Raw genomic sequence first — 16,900 nt, forward strand, 5'->3', positions numbered from 1 at the left:
GAAAGGCAGAGCATTGTCCGCACATGACGTTGTTTTCGGTTTTGGCGCGCATTCCGGCATCGAGGACGTGCCCGACCTGCTGCGCATGGCCCAGCAGGCCGACCAGGACGGGCTCGACATCTTCACCCTGTCGGACCATCCCTACATCGGCCGGGGTCTGGACGCCTACGCCGCGCTCGGCTTCGTTCTCGGGCGTACCCAGCACATCGCTGGTTTCGCCAACGTCACCAACCTGCCGACCAGGCCCGCTCCCATGCTGGCCAGGACGGTGACGTCGTTGTCGGCGCTGTCGGGCGGCAGGATCGTGCTGGGCATGGGCGCGGGCGGGTTGTGGGATCGCATCGCCGACATGGGGGTGCCGCGGTTGTCGCCGGGTGCGGCCGTGGACGCCTTCGAGGAGGCGATCGTCCTGGTCAAGCTGCTGTCGGGCGGCGGCCCTCCGGTCACCTACCAGGGCCGCCACTACCAGGTGACCCAGATCGAACCCGCCCCCGTGGCCGCGCCTGCCGTCTGGACCGGGTCGGTCGGCCCGAAATCCCTGGCCGCCACCGGCCGGGTGGCCGACGGCTGGATCCCCGGCCACGCGGCCGACTGGCACAGCGAGCGCTACCGGGCCTCGCGGCCGGTCATCGACGAGGCGGCGGCGGCCGTCGGCCGCGACCCGAGCGAGATCCGTACGATCTTCAACTTCCCCGGACGCATCACCGACCAGCCGCTGGCCGCCACCCGCGACCGCGACGGCCGCTGGCTCGGCGGCTCCGTCGGCCAGTGGGTCGAGGAGCTGACCGAGGCGGTGCTGGAGCACGGCGCGTCGGGCTTCACGCTCTTCTCCCCCGGCCACGGCGCCCCGGACCTCGCCCTCCTGGCCCGCTGGGCCAGGGAGATCGTCCCGGCCGTACGCGAGGCGATCGCGAAGGAGTGAGACACCGGCACGCTCCACACGGCCCGACAGGAGGGCAGGATCCAGCCGCGCGCCGCGGCCGAGGGCCCGGGTCGTCAGTCGCGGGCGGCGCTCAGGACCTCGTCGTCGGTGGGTGCGCCGGTGGTGTGGCAGCTGCCGGAGGCGCGGAACGGCTCGGCCAGCTGGGCCAGGTAGGCAGTGGGGTAGTTCGGCTTGGCCGCCATGCCGAGCTGGTCGGAGGTGAAGCGGCGGGTGGGGTCGTAGGAGAAGGTGCCGAGCAGGTGGTCCCAGGTCAGGGTGAACAGGCCGAAATTGACGTCGCCGATGCCGGCCCATTTCAGGTGGTGGAAGCGGTGGCCCTCGTTGAGGGCGAGCACGTACTTGAGTGCGCCGATGCGGTAGTCGGCGTTGGAGTGTTGCAGCAGCAGTTGCACGGCGACGGTGACGGCCAGGGCGGAGGCGACGTCGAGCGGTAGGCCGATGAGGATGAGCGGGGCGACGCCGGCGCTCATCTCCAGGGTCTGGTGCAGGGGGTGCTTCATCAGGCCGTTGAAGCCGTAGAAGCGCTTGATGGAGTGATGGACGGCGTGGAAGCGCCACAGCACGCCGACCTTGTGGCTGGCGTAGTGGGTCAGCGTGATGCCGAGGTCGGCGATCAGGATGGCGGCCAGCACCTGCAGCACGAAGGGCCAGGAGTGCGGCCACAGGTCGGCGACGGTGACGGTGGCGGCCAGCAGCGGGATGATGCCCACGCTGACGAGCAGCAGCAACTCGTTGACGCCTGCATGGGCGACGTCACGGCCGCCGTCCCCGGCAGGGCTGTTCCACTCCTGCTCGTACGGCAGGGCCCGCTCGGCGGCGAACGAGCAGCCGATCGCGGCCAGCAGCAGGCCCACGAGCCAGAGCTTGGAGGCGCCGGAGGCGGCCAGGGCGACGGCGGCGCCGTTGACGCCGAGCAGCATGAACGGCACGTAGCCATAGCGGATCACAGGTTGGATCAGGGTGCGATGCATGCCGTCCAGCGTCGCGGCGGTCGGACGTCCGGGGCTTGGACGGATCCGCTGACCTTGGGGGCCCGTGACGGTGGCACAGACCCTCGCCTGGGCGCTGAAGCGTCACCGTCGCGGCAACAGGACAGCTGCTTCAGGTGGCGTCGGCAGTGGCGGGCGGATGGTGTGCAGCAGGAGCGAGGGGGCCAGGCCGAACATCTCCCTGCAGGCGCGGGTCAGGTGGGAGCTGTCGGCGAACCCGGCACGGTGGGCGGCGTCGGTCAGCGTGGCCCCGCCGCGCACCGCCTCCATGGCGTGCAGCAACCGGGCCCAGCGCCGCCAGACCGGATACGGCAGGTGCAGGTGCTCGGCGAACAGGTGGCCCAGGCGGCTGGCCGACAAGCCCACGCGGGCGGCCAGCTCCTCCAGCAGCAGGGGTCCGCTGATCAGCTGCGGGATCGCCTCCAGGGCGCGGGCCAGCGCCACCGGGAGCACGGCCCTTTCCTGGGGCGAGGCAGCCGAGCAGAGCCCGGCCGACACCGGCGAGACAGCGTCCACCGGCTCCCCTGCCTGGGGTTGGGCGGCGGCCTGCCAGGTCTCCACCTCGCCAGGGTCGCCGCTGGAGGCGACCAGGGCGGTGGCCGCCCGTCCCGCCCGCCCGGCCGGATCCAGGTAGGCCAGCAGGCCGTGCGCTCCGGCGGCGGCGCTCAGCTCGTGCCGGGCACCCGCGGGAATGACCGCAGCGCTCACGTGGCGCCGGCGGCCACGCCGGTCGGTCAGCAGCACCTCACCGTCGAGCACCAGCAGCACCTGCACGGCAGCGTGCGCGTGTGAAGCGGCCGAGCCGATCTCCCCGGTGAAAACCAGCAGCCCAGGCGCAGCGCTCGCCGCTCCCGCCCAGCTCGCCGGGACCCGGATGCCGGCCGGGCGGGGCGGATTCCGCACCTGCGTACTCATCACACATTCCAAAAGTAGGCGATCACCAATGAGGGCGGACGATGTGTCGGCGCGGACGGCCATCTGGCCGCCTCGTCGCCGTCGGAGCTCATCACCCGTTCGGCAGCAGGTCTAGGTCGGATCGGCGCCGTCGGCGAAGTGCGGCAGAACCATCTCGACCAGGGCGGCGACGTCGGCGTCGACCATCGGCTCGCCGGTCATGCCCAGCCGGTGGAGCAAGGTGCCGACGACGACGTCGATGAAGAACAGGACCCGGTTCTCCGGTTCGCCGAGCGCGTCCTGGAGCGCGAGCCGGTAGCGGTCCTGCAACCGCGTGGACAGAACCTCGCGCAGGGCCGGATCGCTGACCGCGTCACTGAACACGCCCGCGAACGCGTCGCCCACCCCGGCCTCGCCGATCTTGGCCGCGATCCAGCGAACGGCCGAGGACATGAGCTCGGCTCGACCGGCGCCCTCCAGCGGTATCGGGCCGAACGCGTCCAGGAGGCAGTCCACGATCAGCTCGCCCTTCGACGGCCAGCGACGGTAGATCGTCGTCTTGGCGACGCCGGCCGCGGCGGCGATGCGGTCGACGGTGGCACGCGCGTAGCCGAGCTCGGCGACCGTGCTCAGCGTCGCGGCGAAGACCACGGCGTTGACGCCGGAGCGCGGGCGCCCGGGTGGTCTGGCGGATGTGCTCGCTCGGGTCATGGCCACACGATAGCCCTTTGCGCTACTCTTGGTATCGATACTTGCGGTAGCGAAACTGTTTGGCGGAGGAGAGCACATGAGCGAGGTAGATGGTGCGCTCTTCAATCGCGGGCGCTACTGCAGTTGGTCCCGGCGGCGGGTGAGGTAGGCGGTCTCGCCGGTGTTGCCGGCCAGCTCGATGGCCCGGTCGTAGGCCACGCGTGACTGCTGACTTTGGCCCAGCCTGCGCAGCAGGTCGGCGCGGGTGGCGTGGTAGGCGTGATAGCCGGCCAACGCCTCGGCGAGGCGGTCAACGATGGCCAGTGCCACCTCCGGCCCGTCGAGCTCGGCCACGGCGATGGCCCGGTTGAGGGCGATGATCGGCGAGGGGTCGAGGCGGACGAGTTGGTCATAGAGGGCGAGGACCTGCGACCAGTCGGTGTCGCGGATGTCACGGGCGGAGGTGTGCACCGCGTTGATCGCGGCGAGGATCTGGTAGCGACCCGGAGCCGCCCCGGCAGCGGCAGCGGCCAGGCGCTCGCGCACCAGCCGATGACCTTCGGTGATCAGTTCCACGTCCCAGGCCCCACGGTCCTGCTCGTCGAGCGCGACCAGTTCGCCGTTCGCCGAGAGCCGGGCGGTGCGACGGGCCTCGGTGAGCAGCATCAGCGCCAGCAGCCCGGCCACTTCTCCGTCCTGCGGCAGGAGCGCGCGGATCAGGCGGGTGAGCCGGATCGCCTTGGTGGTCAGGTCGTGTCGTACGGGATCGGTGTCGGGGCCGCTGGCCAGGTAGCCCTCGTTGTAGACGAGGAACAGGACGGCGAGCACGCCGGAGACACGAGCCGGCAGATCGTCGGCGGACGGCATCCGATAGGGGATGCGAGCCGCCTTGATCTTGGCCTTCGCGCGGGTGATGCGCCGCTCCATGGTGGTCCCCTGCACCAGGAAGGCGCGGGCGATCTCGGGCACGGTCAGACCGCCGACCATGCGCAGGGTCAACGCCACGCGCGCTTCCACCGCCAGCGCCGGGTGACAGCAGGTGAAGATCAGCCGGAGCCGGTCGTCATCGATGGCGCCGACAGGCTCGGGCGGGTCGTCGTACGTCATCTGAGCCTCCCTGTGCTTGTCGTCGCGCTTGTTCTCACGCCGTATCCGGTCGATGGCCTTGCGGTTGGCGGTTGTGGTCAGCCAGGCGCCGGGATTGGGCGGTACGCCGTCGGCCGGCCACCGCTCCACGGCGGTCGCGAACGCCTCGGCAGCCGCCTCCTCGGCGATGTCGAGGTCACCGAAACGCCTGGTCAGGGCGGCCACCACCCGCGCCCACTCGTCGTGGTGGGCCCGGATGATCGCCTCCTCGACGTCGCTCACAGGAACGGCCGCACCTCGACCTTCCGATCGCAGACCTTCGACGCCTCGGCGGCGAGCGTGAGCGCCACATCCAGATCGGGGGCCTCCCACACCCAGACGCCGGCGAGGTACTCCTTGGACTCCACGAAAGGCCCGTCGCTGAACACCGCCTGCTCGCCCCGGTTGTCGATGACCGTGGCCGCGTCGGTGTCCGCGAGTCCGCCCGAGAAGACCCAGTAGCCCTCGGCGATCAGTCGTTCGTTGAACGCGCTGATGGCGGGCCGCCTGTCCGTGCTGCCGGGATTGCTCTTGTCATCGATCACGGAAACCAGGTACCGCATCTGAAGATCATCTCCTGTGGTGTCAAGACAGCGTGGTTCGGTGGTCAGGGACTTCAGGCCGTTGCATACCGCGGGCGCCCGGCCGGCCGGTAGACCTGGATCGTCACACCCTTCGAGTCGACTCGCGACTCGACCAGGTCGAGCGCAAGGTCCGGACCGGTCTCCGGGAACAGTCTCGCGCCCTGGCCGAGGATCACCGGGATCACGATCAGAGTCATCTCGTCGACCAGATCGTTCTCCAGCAGCCACCGGGTCAGGATGCCACTGCCGTGCACCTGCAGCTCACCCCCGGGCTTCGCCTTCAGCTCACTGATGGCCGCCGCGAGGTCATCGCGGAGAACGGTCGTGTCCTCCCAACGCGGCGCGGTGAGCGTGGTCGAGGCAACGTACTTGGGGGCCTCGTTCAAGGCCACGCCGATGGGATGTGCGCGCATCGGGTCGATTGATCCCCAGGAGCCGGCGAACAACTCGTAGGTGCGCCGGCCGAACAGGAACGCCTCTGCGCGCTGGTAGGTCTGCGTGATGAACGTCCTGGTCTCGTCGTCGCCCTTCCCCCGGGCCCATCCGCCGCGTTCGAATCCGTTCCTGCGGTCATCCGTCGCCGCGCCGTTTCCCTGCATCACTCCATCGATGGTGACCTGAGTCATGGTCGTCAGCTTCACGATCGCGGTTCCTTTGCCCTGGCGCCGCCCCTTGTGGGCGGCCTCACCCCTGCTACGAACACCACCGCCCCGATCCGACACCGCCTCCCGGATTTTTTTGGAGAATTTTCCGGGACGCCCGTCGTCAGCGATCCGACAGCACGACAGTGTCGCGGCGACTGCGCTCCACCTCCTCAAGCGCGCCCAGTGCGGACAAGCTCGTGGACCAGGTCGATCGCGAGGATCCTGACCAGTGGTGGCGGGCGTCGAACGGCTCGGGCTCGTGGGCAACCGAAGCTCTCCTGACTTCCCCTCGCCTGGCCTGCGAGCTGGTGATCAAGCGGCCAGCTCGACGTCGGTGAAGTCGACCTCAGCACCGGCTCGATGGTCGCCGCCCTGGCAGCGATCCGGGCCAGGGAGTCAGGCCCGCTCCTGCGGGCGCAGGTGCTGGCCAACCCCGCCGTCGACCTGACCCCGACGATGTACGAGCACGCCTCGATGCGCCGGCACGCCGACAGCCCGACCCTCACCATGCCGCAGATGCGGCTGCTCCACCGCTTCGCCGTCCCGCGGGGAACCGATCCTCGTGCGATGTCGCCGCTGCATGCCGACGACCGGGCGGCCCTCACTGGGTACCGGGTCCCTGCCTGCCGCCCTGGCGGGTCTCGACGCCTCCCTGACCCTCAACACCGCCGTGTCACCGGGGCCGGAGAAGTCTTCTCTTCGCCGCCCGGTCCTGCGCATCACGGCGATCGCCCGGTGCGTCGGGCTCTCCGATCGGCTACCTGTGGGCGCGCGCGACGTTCACGAACCGAGCGTGATCTCGGCCAGCTCACGCCAATCCCGCTGCTGCCCCGCACGAGTCGCCTCGGTGAACACGGTTTCACCGAGGCGATCACGCGTGTCCGCGGCGATCCTGGAGGCGTCCGGCAGCGAACGATCCTGCGTACCGCGCACGCCGTCGCACGCCGCGAGCAACCGCACGGCCTGCTCGTACTCTCCATGGCGCAGCGCGAGATCCGCGATCCCGACCAACATCTCGGCGATCAGCGGCGGATACGTCGAGTCCACCGCCGCGCGGAACGCCTCGCTCCGATACGCGCCGGCCTTCTCGAGATCCTCGGTGAGGTAGCCGTACAGGTCCATGGCCCTGGCGCGGGCCATGTCGCTCAGTTCCTCGTAGCCCGGCATCGCCCGCACCGTGGCCAGGTGCTGATGTGCGGTGTCCGGTTCGCCGCGCCAGCGCGCCAACTGCGCCTTCGAAAGCGCAAGCTCGGCAAGCGCGTCCGGCCAGGTGATCCCGCCCGCATACCGCTGCGCTTCAGCCATGGCGGACGTGCTGGATCGCTCATCGCCGAGCAGCCAGTACAGCTGAGCCTGCCGCGCCCGCAGGCCGACCACGTCCTCGACCCCGCCTACCTCGGTCAGCGCCGCGACCGCCTCCTCGTAGTGCTCACACGCGCGTGCGAACTCGCCGCGCATGGCGAGCCGATCGGCCAGGAAGGTCAGCGCCAACGAGATCCCCCACCGGTCACCCAGCGTGCGGAACTCTGCAAGGGCGATGTCGATGTCGATGTCCACGTCAGTCTCGTCGCCGCCGAGCGTGAGCCGCAGTCGGCCACGAGTGAGCCTGGCCTGCGCGCGCACCCACGGATCGTCGCCGACGACGAGCGGCTCGAACGCGGGCAGGAATTCCGTCGGCTCCCGCAGCATCCGCTCCAGCGGCGCGATGAACCCGAGGATCGGGTGGCGATACCCGCTGCGCTGGGTGAGCCGGTGCGCCTCCTCGATCCACTCCCGCGCCTGATACTGATCCCGGCCGGGCCCGGAGGTCACGAACACTGCCACGATGGCGTACGCCATCGCCCGCACCGCATCGGGCACCTCACCGTGCAGCGAGGCGGCCGCGATGCTCAACTCGGTGCCCTCGCCCCTGTGCCCGCTGAGGAAGTAGTACCAGCCCACGGCCGCGACCAGCCGCATCGCCTCGTGCGCCCATCCCGCGGCGATCGCGCCGCGCAGGGCCGTACCGATGTTGTCGTGCTCGGCCTCGAGCGTGGCCAGCCATTCCAGTTGCTCGGCCCGACGCAGGTGCGGCTCGGCCTTCTCGGCCAGTTCGGTGAAGTAGGCAAGGTGCGCCCGGCGCGCCAGCTCGGCTTCCCCGGCTTCGACGAGCCGGTGCGCCGCGTACTCCCTGATGGTGTTGAGCATCCGGTAGCGCGGCGTGTCCTCGCCGTCGGCGACCAGCAGCGACTTCTCGATCAACGCGGTCAGCACGTCGAGCACCTGCTCCTCGGCGAACGCCTCCTCCCCGCCGAAGGCCTCGTCCTCGCACACCCGTTCGGCCGCCTCCAAGCTCGCCCCGCCGGAGAACACCGACAGCCGCCGCAGCACGCTGCGTTCGGCTTCGGTCAACAGATCCCAGCTCCAGTCCACGACCGCGCGCAGCGTCTTGTGCCGGGCAAGCGCCGTACGGCTGCCGCCGGTCAACAGACGGAATCGGTCATCGAGGCGGCGCGCCAGCTGATCGATGGACATGGTGCGCAGCCGTGCCGCGGCCAGTTCAATCGCCAGCGGCATCCCGTCGAGCGCCCGGCAGATCCGCGTCATGGCCGCCAGTGTGTGCGCGTCGGAGCCGATGTCCTTGCGCACCAGATCCGCGCGATCCCGCAGGAGCCGCACCGCGGCCGAGGACTCGACGTCGGAGGAGTCGGCTCCCTGCGCGGGCAGCGCGAGTGGCTCGACCTGCCACAGCACCTCCCCTGTGATACCGAGCGGCTCCCTGCTGGTGGCCAGAATCCGCAGCCTCCGGCACTCCCCCAGAAGCCGATCCGCGAAAGCCGCGGCCGCCTCGATCACGTGCTCGCAGTTGTCCAGGATCAGCAGGATCGCGCGCTCCCTGATCGCGGCGATGAGCCGATCCATCGCATCCCCACCCCGCGCACTGCCGAGCAATGCCTGGTCGCGCAGGCCGATCGCGGTAAGGGCGGCCTGCGCCAGCTCACCGCCGGCCCCCACCGAGGCCAGTTCGACCAGCCACGCCCCATCCGGCAGCTCGGTGAGCATCGTCCGCGCGGTCTCCGTGGCCAGCCTTGTCTTGCCGGAGCCACCCGGCCCCGTCAACGTGACCAGCCGGTAGCTGATGGCCAGACCGGCGACCGCGGAGATGTCATGGTCCTTGCCGACGAAACTCGTCAGTTCGGCGCGCAGGTTCGTCCTGTGGTGCTCCGCCCGCTCGCCCAGCTCGCCACGGAGCAACGCGGTGTGCAGCGCGGAGAGCTCGGCCGATGGATCGGCGCCCAGCTCCTCAGCGAGCCGCTCGCGCGTCCGCTGGTACAGGGTCAACGCCTCGTTCCCGCGCCCCGCCTCGGCGAGCCCTCGCATCAAGGCCGCCACGAACCCCTCCCGCAGCGGATACGTGGCAACCAGCTCGGTCAGCTCGGAGATCAGCTCCGAGCCACGGCCGAGGCGGATATCCGCATCCACCCGATCCCCGAGCGTGGCGACGTAGAGCTCGTCCAGACGCGCGACCACGGCGTCGAACGCGTCGCTGTCCTGCAGGGCGATGTCGGCCATGGCCGTACCTCGCCACAACGCCAGGGCCGAGCGCAGCAGATCCGCCCGCGCCGCGGGCTCGGCGGCGCGGGCCTGACCGACCAGGTGCTCGAACCGGCTCACGTCCACGGCATCAGGGGTCACGGCCAGCCGGTACCCGCCGGACTCCGCCTCGATCACGCCGTCCGGCAACACCCTGCGCAGCCTGGACACCAACGCCTGCAAGGCATTCACCTCGTCCGCGGGCGGCCGTTGCCCCCAGATCCAGTCCACCAGCCTCGCACGCGTGACGATCCGGCCAGGTTCGAGGGCGAGTGCAGCCAGCAGTGCGCGTAGCCGAATCCCAGGAACCTCCACCACGGCCCCATCGCGGTTTCTGACCTCGAACGGTCCGAGCAATTCGACTCTCACGTCAGTCATTGTGCCGAATTGTGGCGATGGCCGAACCGCCACTGCGCGCACACCGCCGACCTTCATCGGACCGTTATCATCGCAGGTCGGGCGAGCGTGGTGGATTTTCGGCGGATGCTACGGCGGCCCTGCGGTTGCAGGGCGTCTTCAGATGATCGATTCCGTACAAGCTCGCGGACGCACCCCTCCACGATCGCAGGGCGCGCCGGGACGGGCGCAGAATGCCGATGAATTGCGTGGATGACCAGACATTAACCAAACGCAACTGGTCAATCACATTAAGTTGCGGGATGGTGTTCGCGTTCTGATCACACCTGCCCAGGAGGCACCATGCTGCTTGCTCGCCATCTACTGGCCGGCGTCGCCGTCGCCGTCGTGAGCGCGTCCACCGTCCTGCCCGCCGCGGCCGCCGCCCACCTGCCCGCCCCCGACACCCTCACCCACGACTCCCCCGTCTGCCTGGACGCCACCAAATCCCGCACCAACGGCACCAAGGTCCAGCTGTGGCAATGCGTCGGCAACGCCAACCAGAGGTTCGTGATCGACAACGGCCTGATCAAGGTCGAGGACACCGCCGACACCGCCACCCCGATGTGCCTGGACGCCACCAAGGCCCGCACCAACGGCGCCCAGGTCCAGCTGTGGCAGTGCGTGAGCAACACCAACCAGCTCTGGGTCATCAGGAGAGGAGAGATCGTCATCAAGGACACCATCGACACCGCCAGCCCGATGTGCCTGGACGTCGGCAACTCCCGCGCCAACGGCACCAAGGTCCGCCTGTGGAAGTGCATGAACAACGCCAACCAGAAGTGGGTCATCTACGACGGGCAGATCAAGGTGCAGGACACCCTGGCCTGACCGCCGGCCACACCGGACACACCAAGGGCCGCGCGACCCGGGCTCACCCGCCCGGTCCCGGCCCTCCCTCCCCCCTCACCTCCAAACGTCCTGCGCGGGGGCATGCCGGACCCGGCTCCGCCGTCACGGTGAGAACGACTCGCCCGCCGCAGAGGGGACGACACCGACGCACTGCTCGCAGGCGGGCGCGCCGGCCAGTCCGTGGTGCAGCAGCGCGGTGAGGGTGTCGACGATCTCGTCGTCGGAGGCGGCAGGGCCGTGTTCGCCCCCCGTCAGCACGGCGTAGCCGAGCAGGGAGGTCATGGCGCCCATGGCCGCGGCCACCAGTTCGGGCGGGCCAGGAAGGACCTGTCCCTGCTCGCGCATGTGCTCCAGGTGGTCGCGCAGCGGGCCGGTCTCGGCGGCGAGGCTCTCCCACACCCGGCCCGATCCCGGCGAGTCGGACATCATCGACTGGAACAGCGCCGTCACCACCGGCAGGTGGTCGCGGAAGACGCCCCACGAGACGGCGAGATGCCGGCGGAGCTGGTCGCGGTCGGCCAGATCGTGGTCGTGCTCGTGCTCACCGGCGTCGAGACCCGCGTCGGCCTGCGCCTCCATGTCGCGCAGCAACGACTGCAGCAGGTCGTCCTTGTCGGTGAAGTGGTCGTAGAACGAGCCCGTCGCCCGGCCGGCCGCTCGGGTGATGTCGGTGATCTTCGTGTTGGGGAAGCCGCGTTCCACGAACAGCCGCCGCGCCGCCTCCTTGAGCGCCGCCTCGGTGCCCGCCGCCTTCTCCTTGCGCACTCCCACCGCTGCCCCTTCCGCTTGACGCGCGTCGTCGCCGCTCAGCATACTGAGTCCGCTTTCACCGAATAGAGATTCACCGAATGCGAATTCAGGAGTGAGCATGAACGTCATCGTCATCGGCGGGGGTGTGGCAGGGACCGCCTGCGCGATCGCGCTGCGCAGGATCGGCGCGGAGGTCACCGTTTACGAAGCCCATGCCGACCCCGCGGGTCAGGTGGGCTCGTTCCTGAGCCTGGCCGCCAACGGCCTGCGCGGTCTGCGGGCGCTCGGCTGCATGGAGCAGGTACGGCAGGCCGGCTTCGCCGTACCTGACCAGCGCATGTGGGCCGCCTCAGGCAGGCTCCTCGGTGAGATGCCGCGAGGACGGCGGGCCGACGACCCGCTGTTCAGCACCACCCTGATGCGCGGCCACCTGGTCGAGACGCTGCGCGAGCACGCGAGAGGCCTCGGGGCGCGGATCGTCACGGGAAGGCGGCTGACGGGGACCACCCCGGACGGCGACGGTGTCGTGGCGCGCTTCGCCGACGGTTCGAGCGCCCGCGCCGACCTGCTCGTGGGCGCCGACGGCCTGTGGTCGGCCACCAGGCGGGCCCTCGACCCGCTCGCCCCCTCCCCCGCCTACGCCGGGCTCTACACCGTCTCCGGCATCGCCGAGGGCGTGGCGTCCAGGCCTGGCACCTTCAACATGGTCTTCGCCCGCAACGGCGCCTTCCTGCACCTCGGCGCGCCCGACGGCACCGTGTGGTGGTCGGCGCAGGTGGCCGAGCCCCTGCAGCCCGAACTCGCGGGGGTGAGCGACGAGCAGTGGCTCGAGCGCCTCGCCGCGCTCTACCGGGCCGAGCGGCAGCCGAGCACGATCATCAGGGCGACCACGCTGCTGCACCGTCCGACCCTCATGCACACGCTGGCCGAGGTGCCGACCTGGCACGGCGGCCGTGTCGTGCTCGTCGGCGACGCCGCGCACCCGGTCGGCGCGGGGCAGGGCGCCTCCATGGCCATCGAGGACGCCGTCGTCCTGGCCCAGTCGCTGGCGAGCACCGCCACCGTCGAGGACGGCCTGGCCGCGTACGACCGCCTGCGCAGAGCCAGGGTCGGCAAGCTGTCCCGATCGGCCGCGAGCAACCGCGACGCCAAGACGACGGGCCCGATCAGGCGCCGCCTCAACGAACTGATCATGCCCATCGTCTTCAGGCACTTCTACGACAGGGCCACGGCCTGGCTCTACACCCACGACCTGGGCACCCTTGGGGGCAGGCCGTGATCAGCCGTCGAGGTAGCGCAGGATCGCCAGCACCCTGCGGCTGTAGCCGGGGTCGCGCGGCAGGTCGAGCTTGTCGACGATCGCGTTGACGTGCTTCTCGACGGTGCTCAGTGACACGTGCAGCCGCTCGGCGATCGCCGCGTTGACGAACCCCTCCGCGAGGTGGCGCAGCACCTCGCTCTCGCGCGGGCTCAGCCTGCTGAGCGGGTCGGCGTGGGTGGTGCGGGCGAGCAGCTGCCTGACCACCTCGGGATCGAAGACCGTGCCGCCGCCCCGCACCCGCTCGAGGGAGTCGAGGAAGTCGGCCACCTCCGAGACCCTGTCCTTGAGCAGATAGCCCAGCCCCTCGGTGGTGCCCGCGAGGAGCGTGGCCGCGTAGGTCTTCTCCACGTACTGCGACAGCACGAGCACGCCGACGCCCGGCCAGCGCTCGCGGATCTCCAGCGCCGCCCGCAGCCCTTCGTCGGTGTGCGTCGGCGGCATGCGCACGTCGACCACCGCCACGTCGGGCTCGTGCCGCTCGACCGCGTCGAGCAGCGCAGCGGCGTCGCCCACGGCCGCGACGACGTCGTGCCCCGCGTCCTCGAGCAGGCGGCTCAACCCTTCGCGCAGCAGCACGGAGTCGTCGGCCAGGATCAGCCGCACGGCGCCGCCTTCGGCAGCCTCGCGGCGATCTTGGTGGGGCCGCCCTCCGCGCTCTCGACGGTGAACTCGCCGTCGAGCGCCAGCACCCTCCTGGCCAGCCCCGACAGCCCGCCGCCCGAGGGGTCGGCGCCGCCCGCGCCGTCGTCTGAGATCGCCACGCTCACCGTCCGCTCGTCCTCGGTCAACACGACCAGGATGTCACGCGCGCCCGCGTGCTTGACCGCGTTGGTGATCGCCTCCCTGGCCACGAAGTAGAGCGCGGTCTCGACCTCGGAGACGGGCCGCTCGGTCAGCCCGTAGTGGACGGTCACCGGCACGCCGGCCCGCTCGGCCACCCCCGCCAGCGCTGCACGCAGGCCGAGCTCGTCGAGCGCGGTCGGATAGATCCGCCACGCCACGCTGCGCAGCTCGTCCAGGAGCTGGCGCGACTCGGTGTAGGCCTGCGTGACCAGTTCGGCCGTCCTGGCCTGGTCGGGGCTGTGCTTGGCGCGGCCGAGCAGCATGGCCAGCGCCACCCCTCGTTGCTGCACGCCGTCGTGCAGGTCGCGCTCGATCCTGCGCCGCTCGTCGTCGACGGCCCTGACGATGCCCGAACGGGTCGCGGTCAGCTCGGCGATGCGCCTGCGCATCAGCTCCTGCCTGCCGGGACCGAGGAAGTGGTCGGCCAGCCGCCGCTCGGCCGTCCCCATGGCCAGGACGGCGAGCGCGGTCAGCGCCAGCAGCACGACCGCACTGCTCATCCCTACCGCGGCGCTGTTGGTGACCACCTTCACGCCGGGCAGGTTCACGGGCACCACGTGCGCGCGGCCGACGATCAGCTCCCACACCCCGCCGACCAGCAGCAGGCCGCCGAGGAAGACCAGCGTCGCGCAGCAGTAGCCGCCGACGACGCCCAGCGCCGCGCGGACGGCCAGGTAGCCGTAGCCGCCGCCCTCCCGCGTCGGAGAGTGCTCGAGCCACGTGGCGAGCCTGGCCCGCTCCAGCGCCAGCAGCCTCGCGGCGCCTCTGCCGACGGCCTGCCGCGCGGCGGGGAACAGGGTGGCGGGCAGCAGCGTGACGGGCCAGGCCAGGAGGAGGAAGGCGAGTTCGACGACGCCGAGGGCCATGCCCGCGAGCACCCCCACCAGCGCGCGGATGACCCGGTTGGCTGACACGGCCACAGAGTCTAGGCGTCGCGCCTGCGCAGGACGGCATAGCCCGCCGCCAACGCCGCCGCCGTCCAGACCAGCAGCCACGCCAGCCCCTCGCCCGCCGGGTACGGGATGGGCCCGCCGGTCATGTTGTCGGTGCTTTCCATGAAGGCCAGCCCTGCGAAGAGCGGCATGCGCAGCGACACCTCGACCGCCGCCGGGCCACCCGCCATCAACAACATCAGCGGCAACCCCATGAGCAGCATGAACACCACGGTGAGCGTGCCGGCGGCGCTGCGCATCGCGGTGCCCACGCCGAGCGTCATCACCGAGACAAGGGCGAAGAAGACGCCCACGCGCAGCAGGTCGAGCGTGACCTCCCCGAGCGGCAGCGCCGCGTGGCCGCCGAAGGTGTCCAGGGAGAGGACGACGTAGCCGGCCATCGTCGCCAGCGCTCCCGACAGCACTCCGGCGACGAACATCACCGGCAGCACCACCAGCGCCTTCGCCGCCAGCATCCGGCCCCTGATCGGGGTGGCCTGCAACGTGCTCCTGATGCTGCCTGAGGCGTACTCCGAGGTGATCACCAGCATCGCCAGCGCGACCAGGGCGAACTGCGCGAACGTGGTGGCCGAGACCACCGGCTCGCTCACGGCGAAGCGGGCGCTCCGCGCGCCTTCCCGCATCAGGTCCGTGGCCGTCGCGCCGCCCAGCGCCAGCGCGCTCAGCACCATGAGCGCCGTCACCCCCGCCATGCACCACCACGTGGAGCGGACCGACCACAGCTTCGCCCACTCGGCGCCGATCACCTGCCGCATGTCACACCCCCGCCTTCTGCGCGCCGTACTCCACGCTGCTCGCCGTCAGTTCCTGGTAGGCCTGCTCGAGCGAGGCCTCGCGGGTGCGCAGCTCGTGCAGCCTGATGCCCGCCTCGTGGGCCAGGTCGCCGACGCGCTCGATCGCGACGCCGGTGGCGACGAGCTCGTTCTCGCCGGCGCGCTCCACCGCGACGCCCCCGGCCCTCAGCCGCACGGCCAGGTCGGCGGCGTGCGGCGTGCGCACGACCACGGCGGTCAGCGAGCTGCGCGCGATGACCTCGGCCAGCGGCGCGTCCATGATGAGCCGCCCCTTGCCCAGCACGACCAGGTGGTCGGCGGTGAGCTGCATCTCGCTCATGAGGTGGCTGGAGACGAACACGGTACGGCCCTCGTCGGCCAGCGAGCGCATCAGGTGGCGTACCCACCGCACGCCGTCGGGGTCGAGGCCGTTGACGGGCTCGTCGAACATCACCACCTCGGGGTCGCCCAGCAGCGCGCAGGCGATGCCGAGCCGCTGGCTCATGCCCAGCGACAGCGTGCCGGCCCGCTTGCGCGCCGCCTCGCCGAGACCGACCGTCTCCAGCACCTCGGCGACCCTGCCGCGCGGGATGCCGTTGCTGAGCGCCATCGCCACCAGGTGGGCGTGCCCGCTGCGCCCCGGATGCAGCGCCCGCGCGTCGAGCAGCGCGCCCACCTTCCGCAGCGGGTTTGCGATGCGGTGGTACGGCACGCCGCCGATGAGCGCCGTGCCCGCCGTGGGACGGTCGAGCCCGAGGATCATGCGCATCGTGGTCGACTTGCCCGCCCCGTTCGGCCCGAGGAACCCGGTCACCGCGCCCGGCCTCACCTCCAGTGTCAGCTCGTCGACCGCCATCCTGTCGCCGTAGCGCTTGCTCAACCCCTTGAGACTGATCACGTCGGACCACGCTAGGCAGCGGGAGGCGCGGCGACCATGGGGGCCGGCCGCCGACCTCGATGGCGGAAACCCGTAACCGGGCCGCCGAGCTCACCGCTCGGCGTCGCCGGCGAGGACACCCTCCTCCGCGCTGACCAGCTCGGCGATCGTGGCGAAGAACGCGGCGATGCCTGGCAGGTTGGCGCCCTTGCGGCGGGAGGCGGCGAAATCGTCGGCCGAGCGCCATTCCACGACGTCCAGCCACTCGCCGCCCGGCAGCCGCACCAGGCGGGCACCGAGAAAACCTTCCCTGTCGGCGCGGAAATCGGCCAGCATCCCCGGACGCGCGGCCAGCATCGCCTCGGTCCTGTCCTGTGCCACCTTGAAGCGGGTCAGCTCGACTGTCGTGCTCATCAGGGTCTCCTTCGAACGCTTATGAGGACACGATATAGTCACCAATCCATATAGTCAATTTTAGTGACTATATGGATGAGTGGGGGCGTGGAGCCTGACGGCGGCCCTCCGGCTGATCTGCTCGCCCTGCACGAAGGCGCTGACCGGCTCGGACGACGGCGCGTCGACGCGGGCGACGACCGGCCTGATGGCAAGTGACCCGCGCCGCCGTCCGCACCTTCCTGCAGGCATTCGGCCCCGCTCCTGCCTCCTGAGTAGCCTGGCAGCAGGTACGGACCT

General features: G+C 70.8%; 16 protein-coding genes and 1 pseudogene. 4 read left to right on the forward strand and 13 right to left on the reverse strand.

What is annotated here, in order from left to right; genetic code table 11:
* Window positions 1-13 precede the first annotated feature (13 nt).
* A complete protein-coding gene (locus tag ABFX55_RS04260; protein ID WP_346117791.1) occupies window positions 14-922 on the forward strand; it encodes an LLM class flavin-dependent oxidoreductase in 909 nt (302 codons plus the stop codon).
* Window positions 923-996: 74 nt separating this feature from the next.
* Here the strand turns inward: ABFX55_RS04260 and ABFX55_RS04265 are convergent, their stop codons facing one another.
* The 6 genes from ABFX55_RS04265 to ABFX55_RS04290 form a co-directional block, all read right to left on the reverse strand.
* Window positions 997-1,914: a sterol desaturase family protein gene (locus ABFX55_RS04265; RefSeq protein ID WP_346117793.1), complete on the reverse strand. Its 918-nt coding sequence runs from the start codon at window positions 1,912-1,914 to the stop codon at window positions 997-999.
* Window positions 1,915-2,016: 102 nt separating this feature from the next.
* Window positions 2,017-2,847, reverse strand: a complete 831-nt coding sequence (locus ABFX55_RS04270; protein WP_346117795.1) for a helix-turn-helix domain-containing protein — start codon at window positions 2,845-2,847, stop codon at window positions 2,017-2,019.
* 111 nt (window positions 2,848-2,958) lie between these two features.
* Window positions 2,959-3,537, reverse strand: coding sequence for a TetR/AcrR family transcriptional regulator (locus ABFX55_RS04275; RefSeq protein ID WP_346117797.1), 579 nt, complete (start codon window positions 3,535-3,537; stop codon window positions 2,959-2,961).
* A gap of 114 nt (window positions 3,538-3,651) precedes the next feature.
* On the reverse strand, window positions 3,652-4,884 hold the full coding sequence (locus ABFX55_RS04280) for an RNA polymerase sigma factor (RefSeq protein ID WP_346117799.1): 1,233 nt from the start codon (window positions 4,882-4,884) through the stop codon (window positions 3,652-3,654).
* Window positions 4,881-5,204: a YciI family protein gene (locus tag ABFX55_RS04285; RefSeq protein WP_346117801.1), complete on the reverse strand. Its 324-nt coding sequence runs from the start codon at window positions 5,202-5,204 to the stop codon at window positions 4,881-4,883. Before ABFX55_RS04285 ends, ABFX55_RS04280 begins: the two co-directional genes overlap by 4 nt.
* A gap of 53 nt (window positions 5,205-5,257) precedes the next feature.
* On the reverse strand, window positions 5,258-5,866 hold the full coding sequence (locus tag ABFX55_RS04290) for a dihydrofolate reductase family protein (RefSeq protein WP_346117803.1): 609 nt from the start codon (window positions 5,864-5,866) through the stop codon (window positions 5,258-5,260).
* Window positions 5,867-6,229: 363 nt separating this feature from the next.
* On the opposite strand from ABFX55_RS04290, the pseudogene ABFX55_RS04295 reads away from it, so the two are divergent.
* A pseudogene (locus ABFX55_RS04295) lies at window positions 6,230-6,400 on the forward strand (alpha/beta hydrolase); the annotation flags it as partial.
* Window positions 6,401-6,649: 249 nt separating this feature from the next.
* Here ABFX55_RS04295 and ABFX55_RS04300 read toward each other — a convergent pair.
* Window positions 6,650-9,811: an AfsR/SARP family transcriptional regulator gene (locus tag ABFX55_RS04300; RefSeq protein ID WP_487047394.1), complete on the reverse strand. Its 3,162-nt coding sequence runs from the start codon at window positions 9,809-9,811 to the stop codon at window positions 6,650-6,652.
* A gap of 330 nt (window positions 9,812-10,141) precedes the next feature.
* Between ABFX55_RS04300 and ABFX55_RS04305 the strand changes: the two genes are divergently transcribed.
* Window positions 10,142-10,669 (forward strand): RICIN domain-containing protein, encoded by a 528-nt coding sequence (locus tag ABFX55_RS04305; protein WP_346117807.1) that lies wholly within the window; start codon window positions 10,142-10,144, stop codon window positions 10,667-10,669.
* A 123-nt stretch (window positions 10,670-10,792) separates the two neighbouring features.
* On the opposite strand, the gene ABFX55_RS04310 is transcribed toward ABFX55_RS04305, so the two are convergent.
* On the reverse strand, window positions 10,793-11,461 hold the full coding sequence (locus tag ABFX55_RS04310) for a TetR/AcrR family transcriptional regulator (RefSeq protein ID WP_346117808.1): 669 nt from the start codon (window positions 11,459-11,461) through the stop codon (window positions 10,793-10,795).
* Window positions 11,462-11,558: 97 nt separating this feature from the next.
* Between ABFX55_RS04310 and ABFX55_RS04315 the strand changes: the two genes are divergently transcribed.
* Window positions 11,559-12,719, forward strand: coding sequence for an FAD-dependent oxidoreductase (locus ABFX55_RS04315; RefSeq protein ID WP_346117810.1), 1,161 nt, complete (start codon window positions 11,559-11,561; stop codon window positions 12,717-12,719).
* Here ABFX55_RS04315 and ABFX55_RS04320 read toward each other — a convergent pair whose 3' ends face one another.
* From ABFX55_RS04320 to ABFX55_RS04340, 5 genes are all read right to left on the reverse strand, one after another.
* Window positions 12,720-13,364 (reverse strand): response regulator transcription factor, encoded by a 645-nt coding sequence (locus ABFX55_RS04320; protein ID WP_183643465.1) that lies wholly within the window; start codon window positions 13,362-13,364, stop codon window positions 12,720-12,722.
* A complete protein-coding gene (locus ABFX55_RS04325; protein ID WP_346117812.1) occupies window positions 13,355-14,518 on the reverse strand; it encodes a sensor histidine kinase in 1,164 nt (387 codons plus the stop codon). Before ABFX55_RS04325 ends, ABFX55_RS04320 begins: the two co-directional genes overlap by 10 nt.
* Before the next feature lie 11 nt (window positions 14,519-14,529).
* Window positions 14,530-15,312 (reverse strand): ABC transporter permease subunit, encoded by a 783-nt coding sequence (locus tag ABFX55_RS04330; protein ID WP_346117814.1) that lies wholly within the window; start codon window positions 15,310-15,312, stop codon window positions 14,530-14,532.
* Between the two features lies 1 nt (window position 15,313).
* A complete protein-coding gene (locus ABFX55_RS04335) occupies window positions 15,314-16,228 on the reverse strand; it encodes an ATP-binding cassette domain-containing protein (RefSeq protein WP_346117816.1) in 915 nt (304 codons plus the stop codon).
* 90 nt (window positions 16,229-16,318) lie between these two features.
* Entirely contained in the window at window positions 16,319-16,621 is a 303-nt protein-coding gene (locus ABFX55_RS04340; RefSeq protein WP_346117818.1) for an antibiotic biosynthesis monooxygenase, read from the reverse strand.
* Window positions 16,622-16,900 lie beyond the last annotated feature (279 nt).

Source organism: Nonomuraea roseola (assembly GCF_039535395.1).
GTDB lineage: Bacteria > Actinomycetota > Actinomycetes > Streptosporangiales > Streptosporangiaceae > Nonomuraea > Nonomuraea roseola.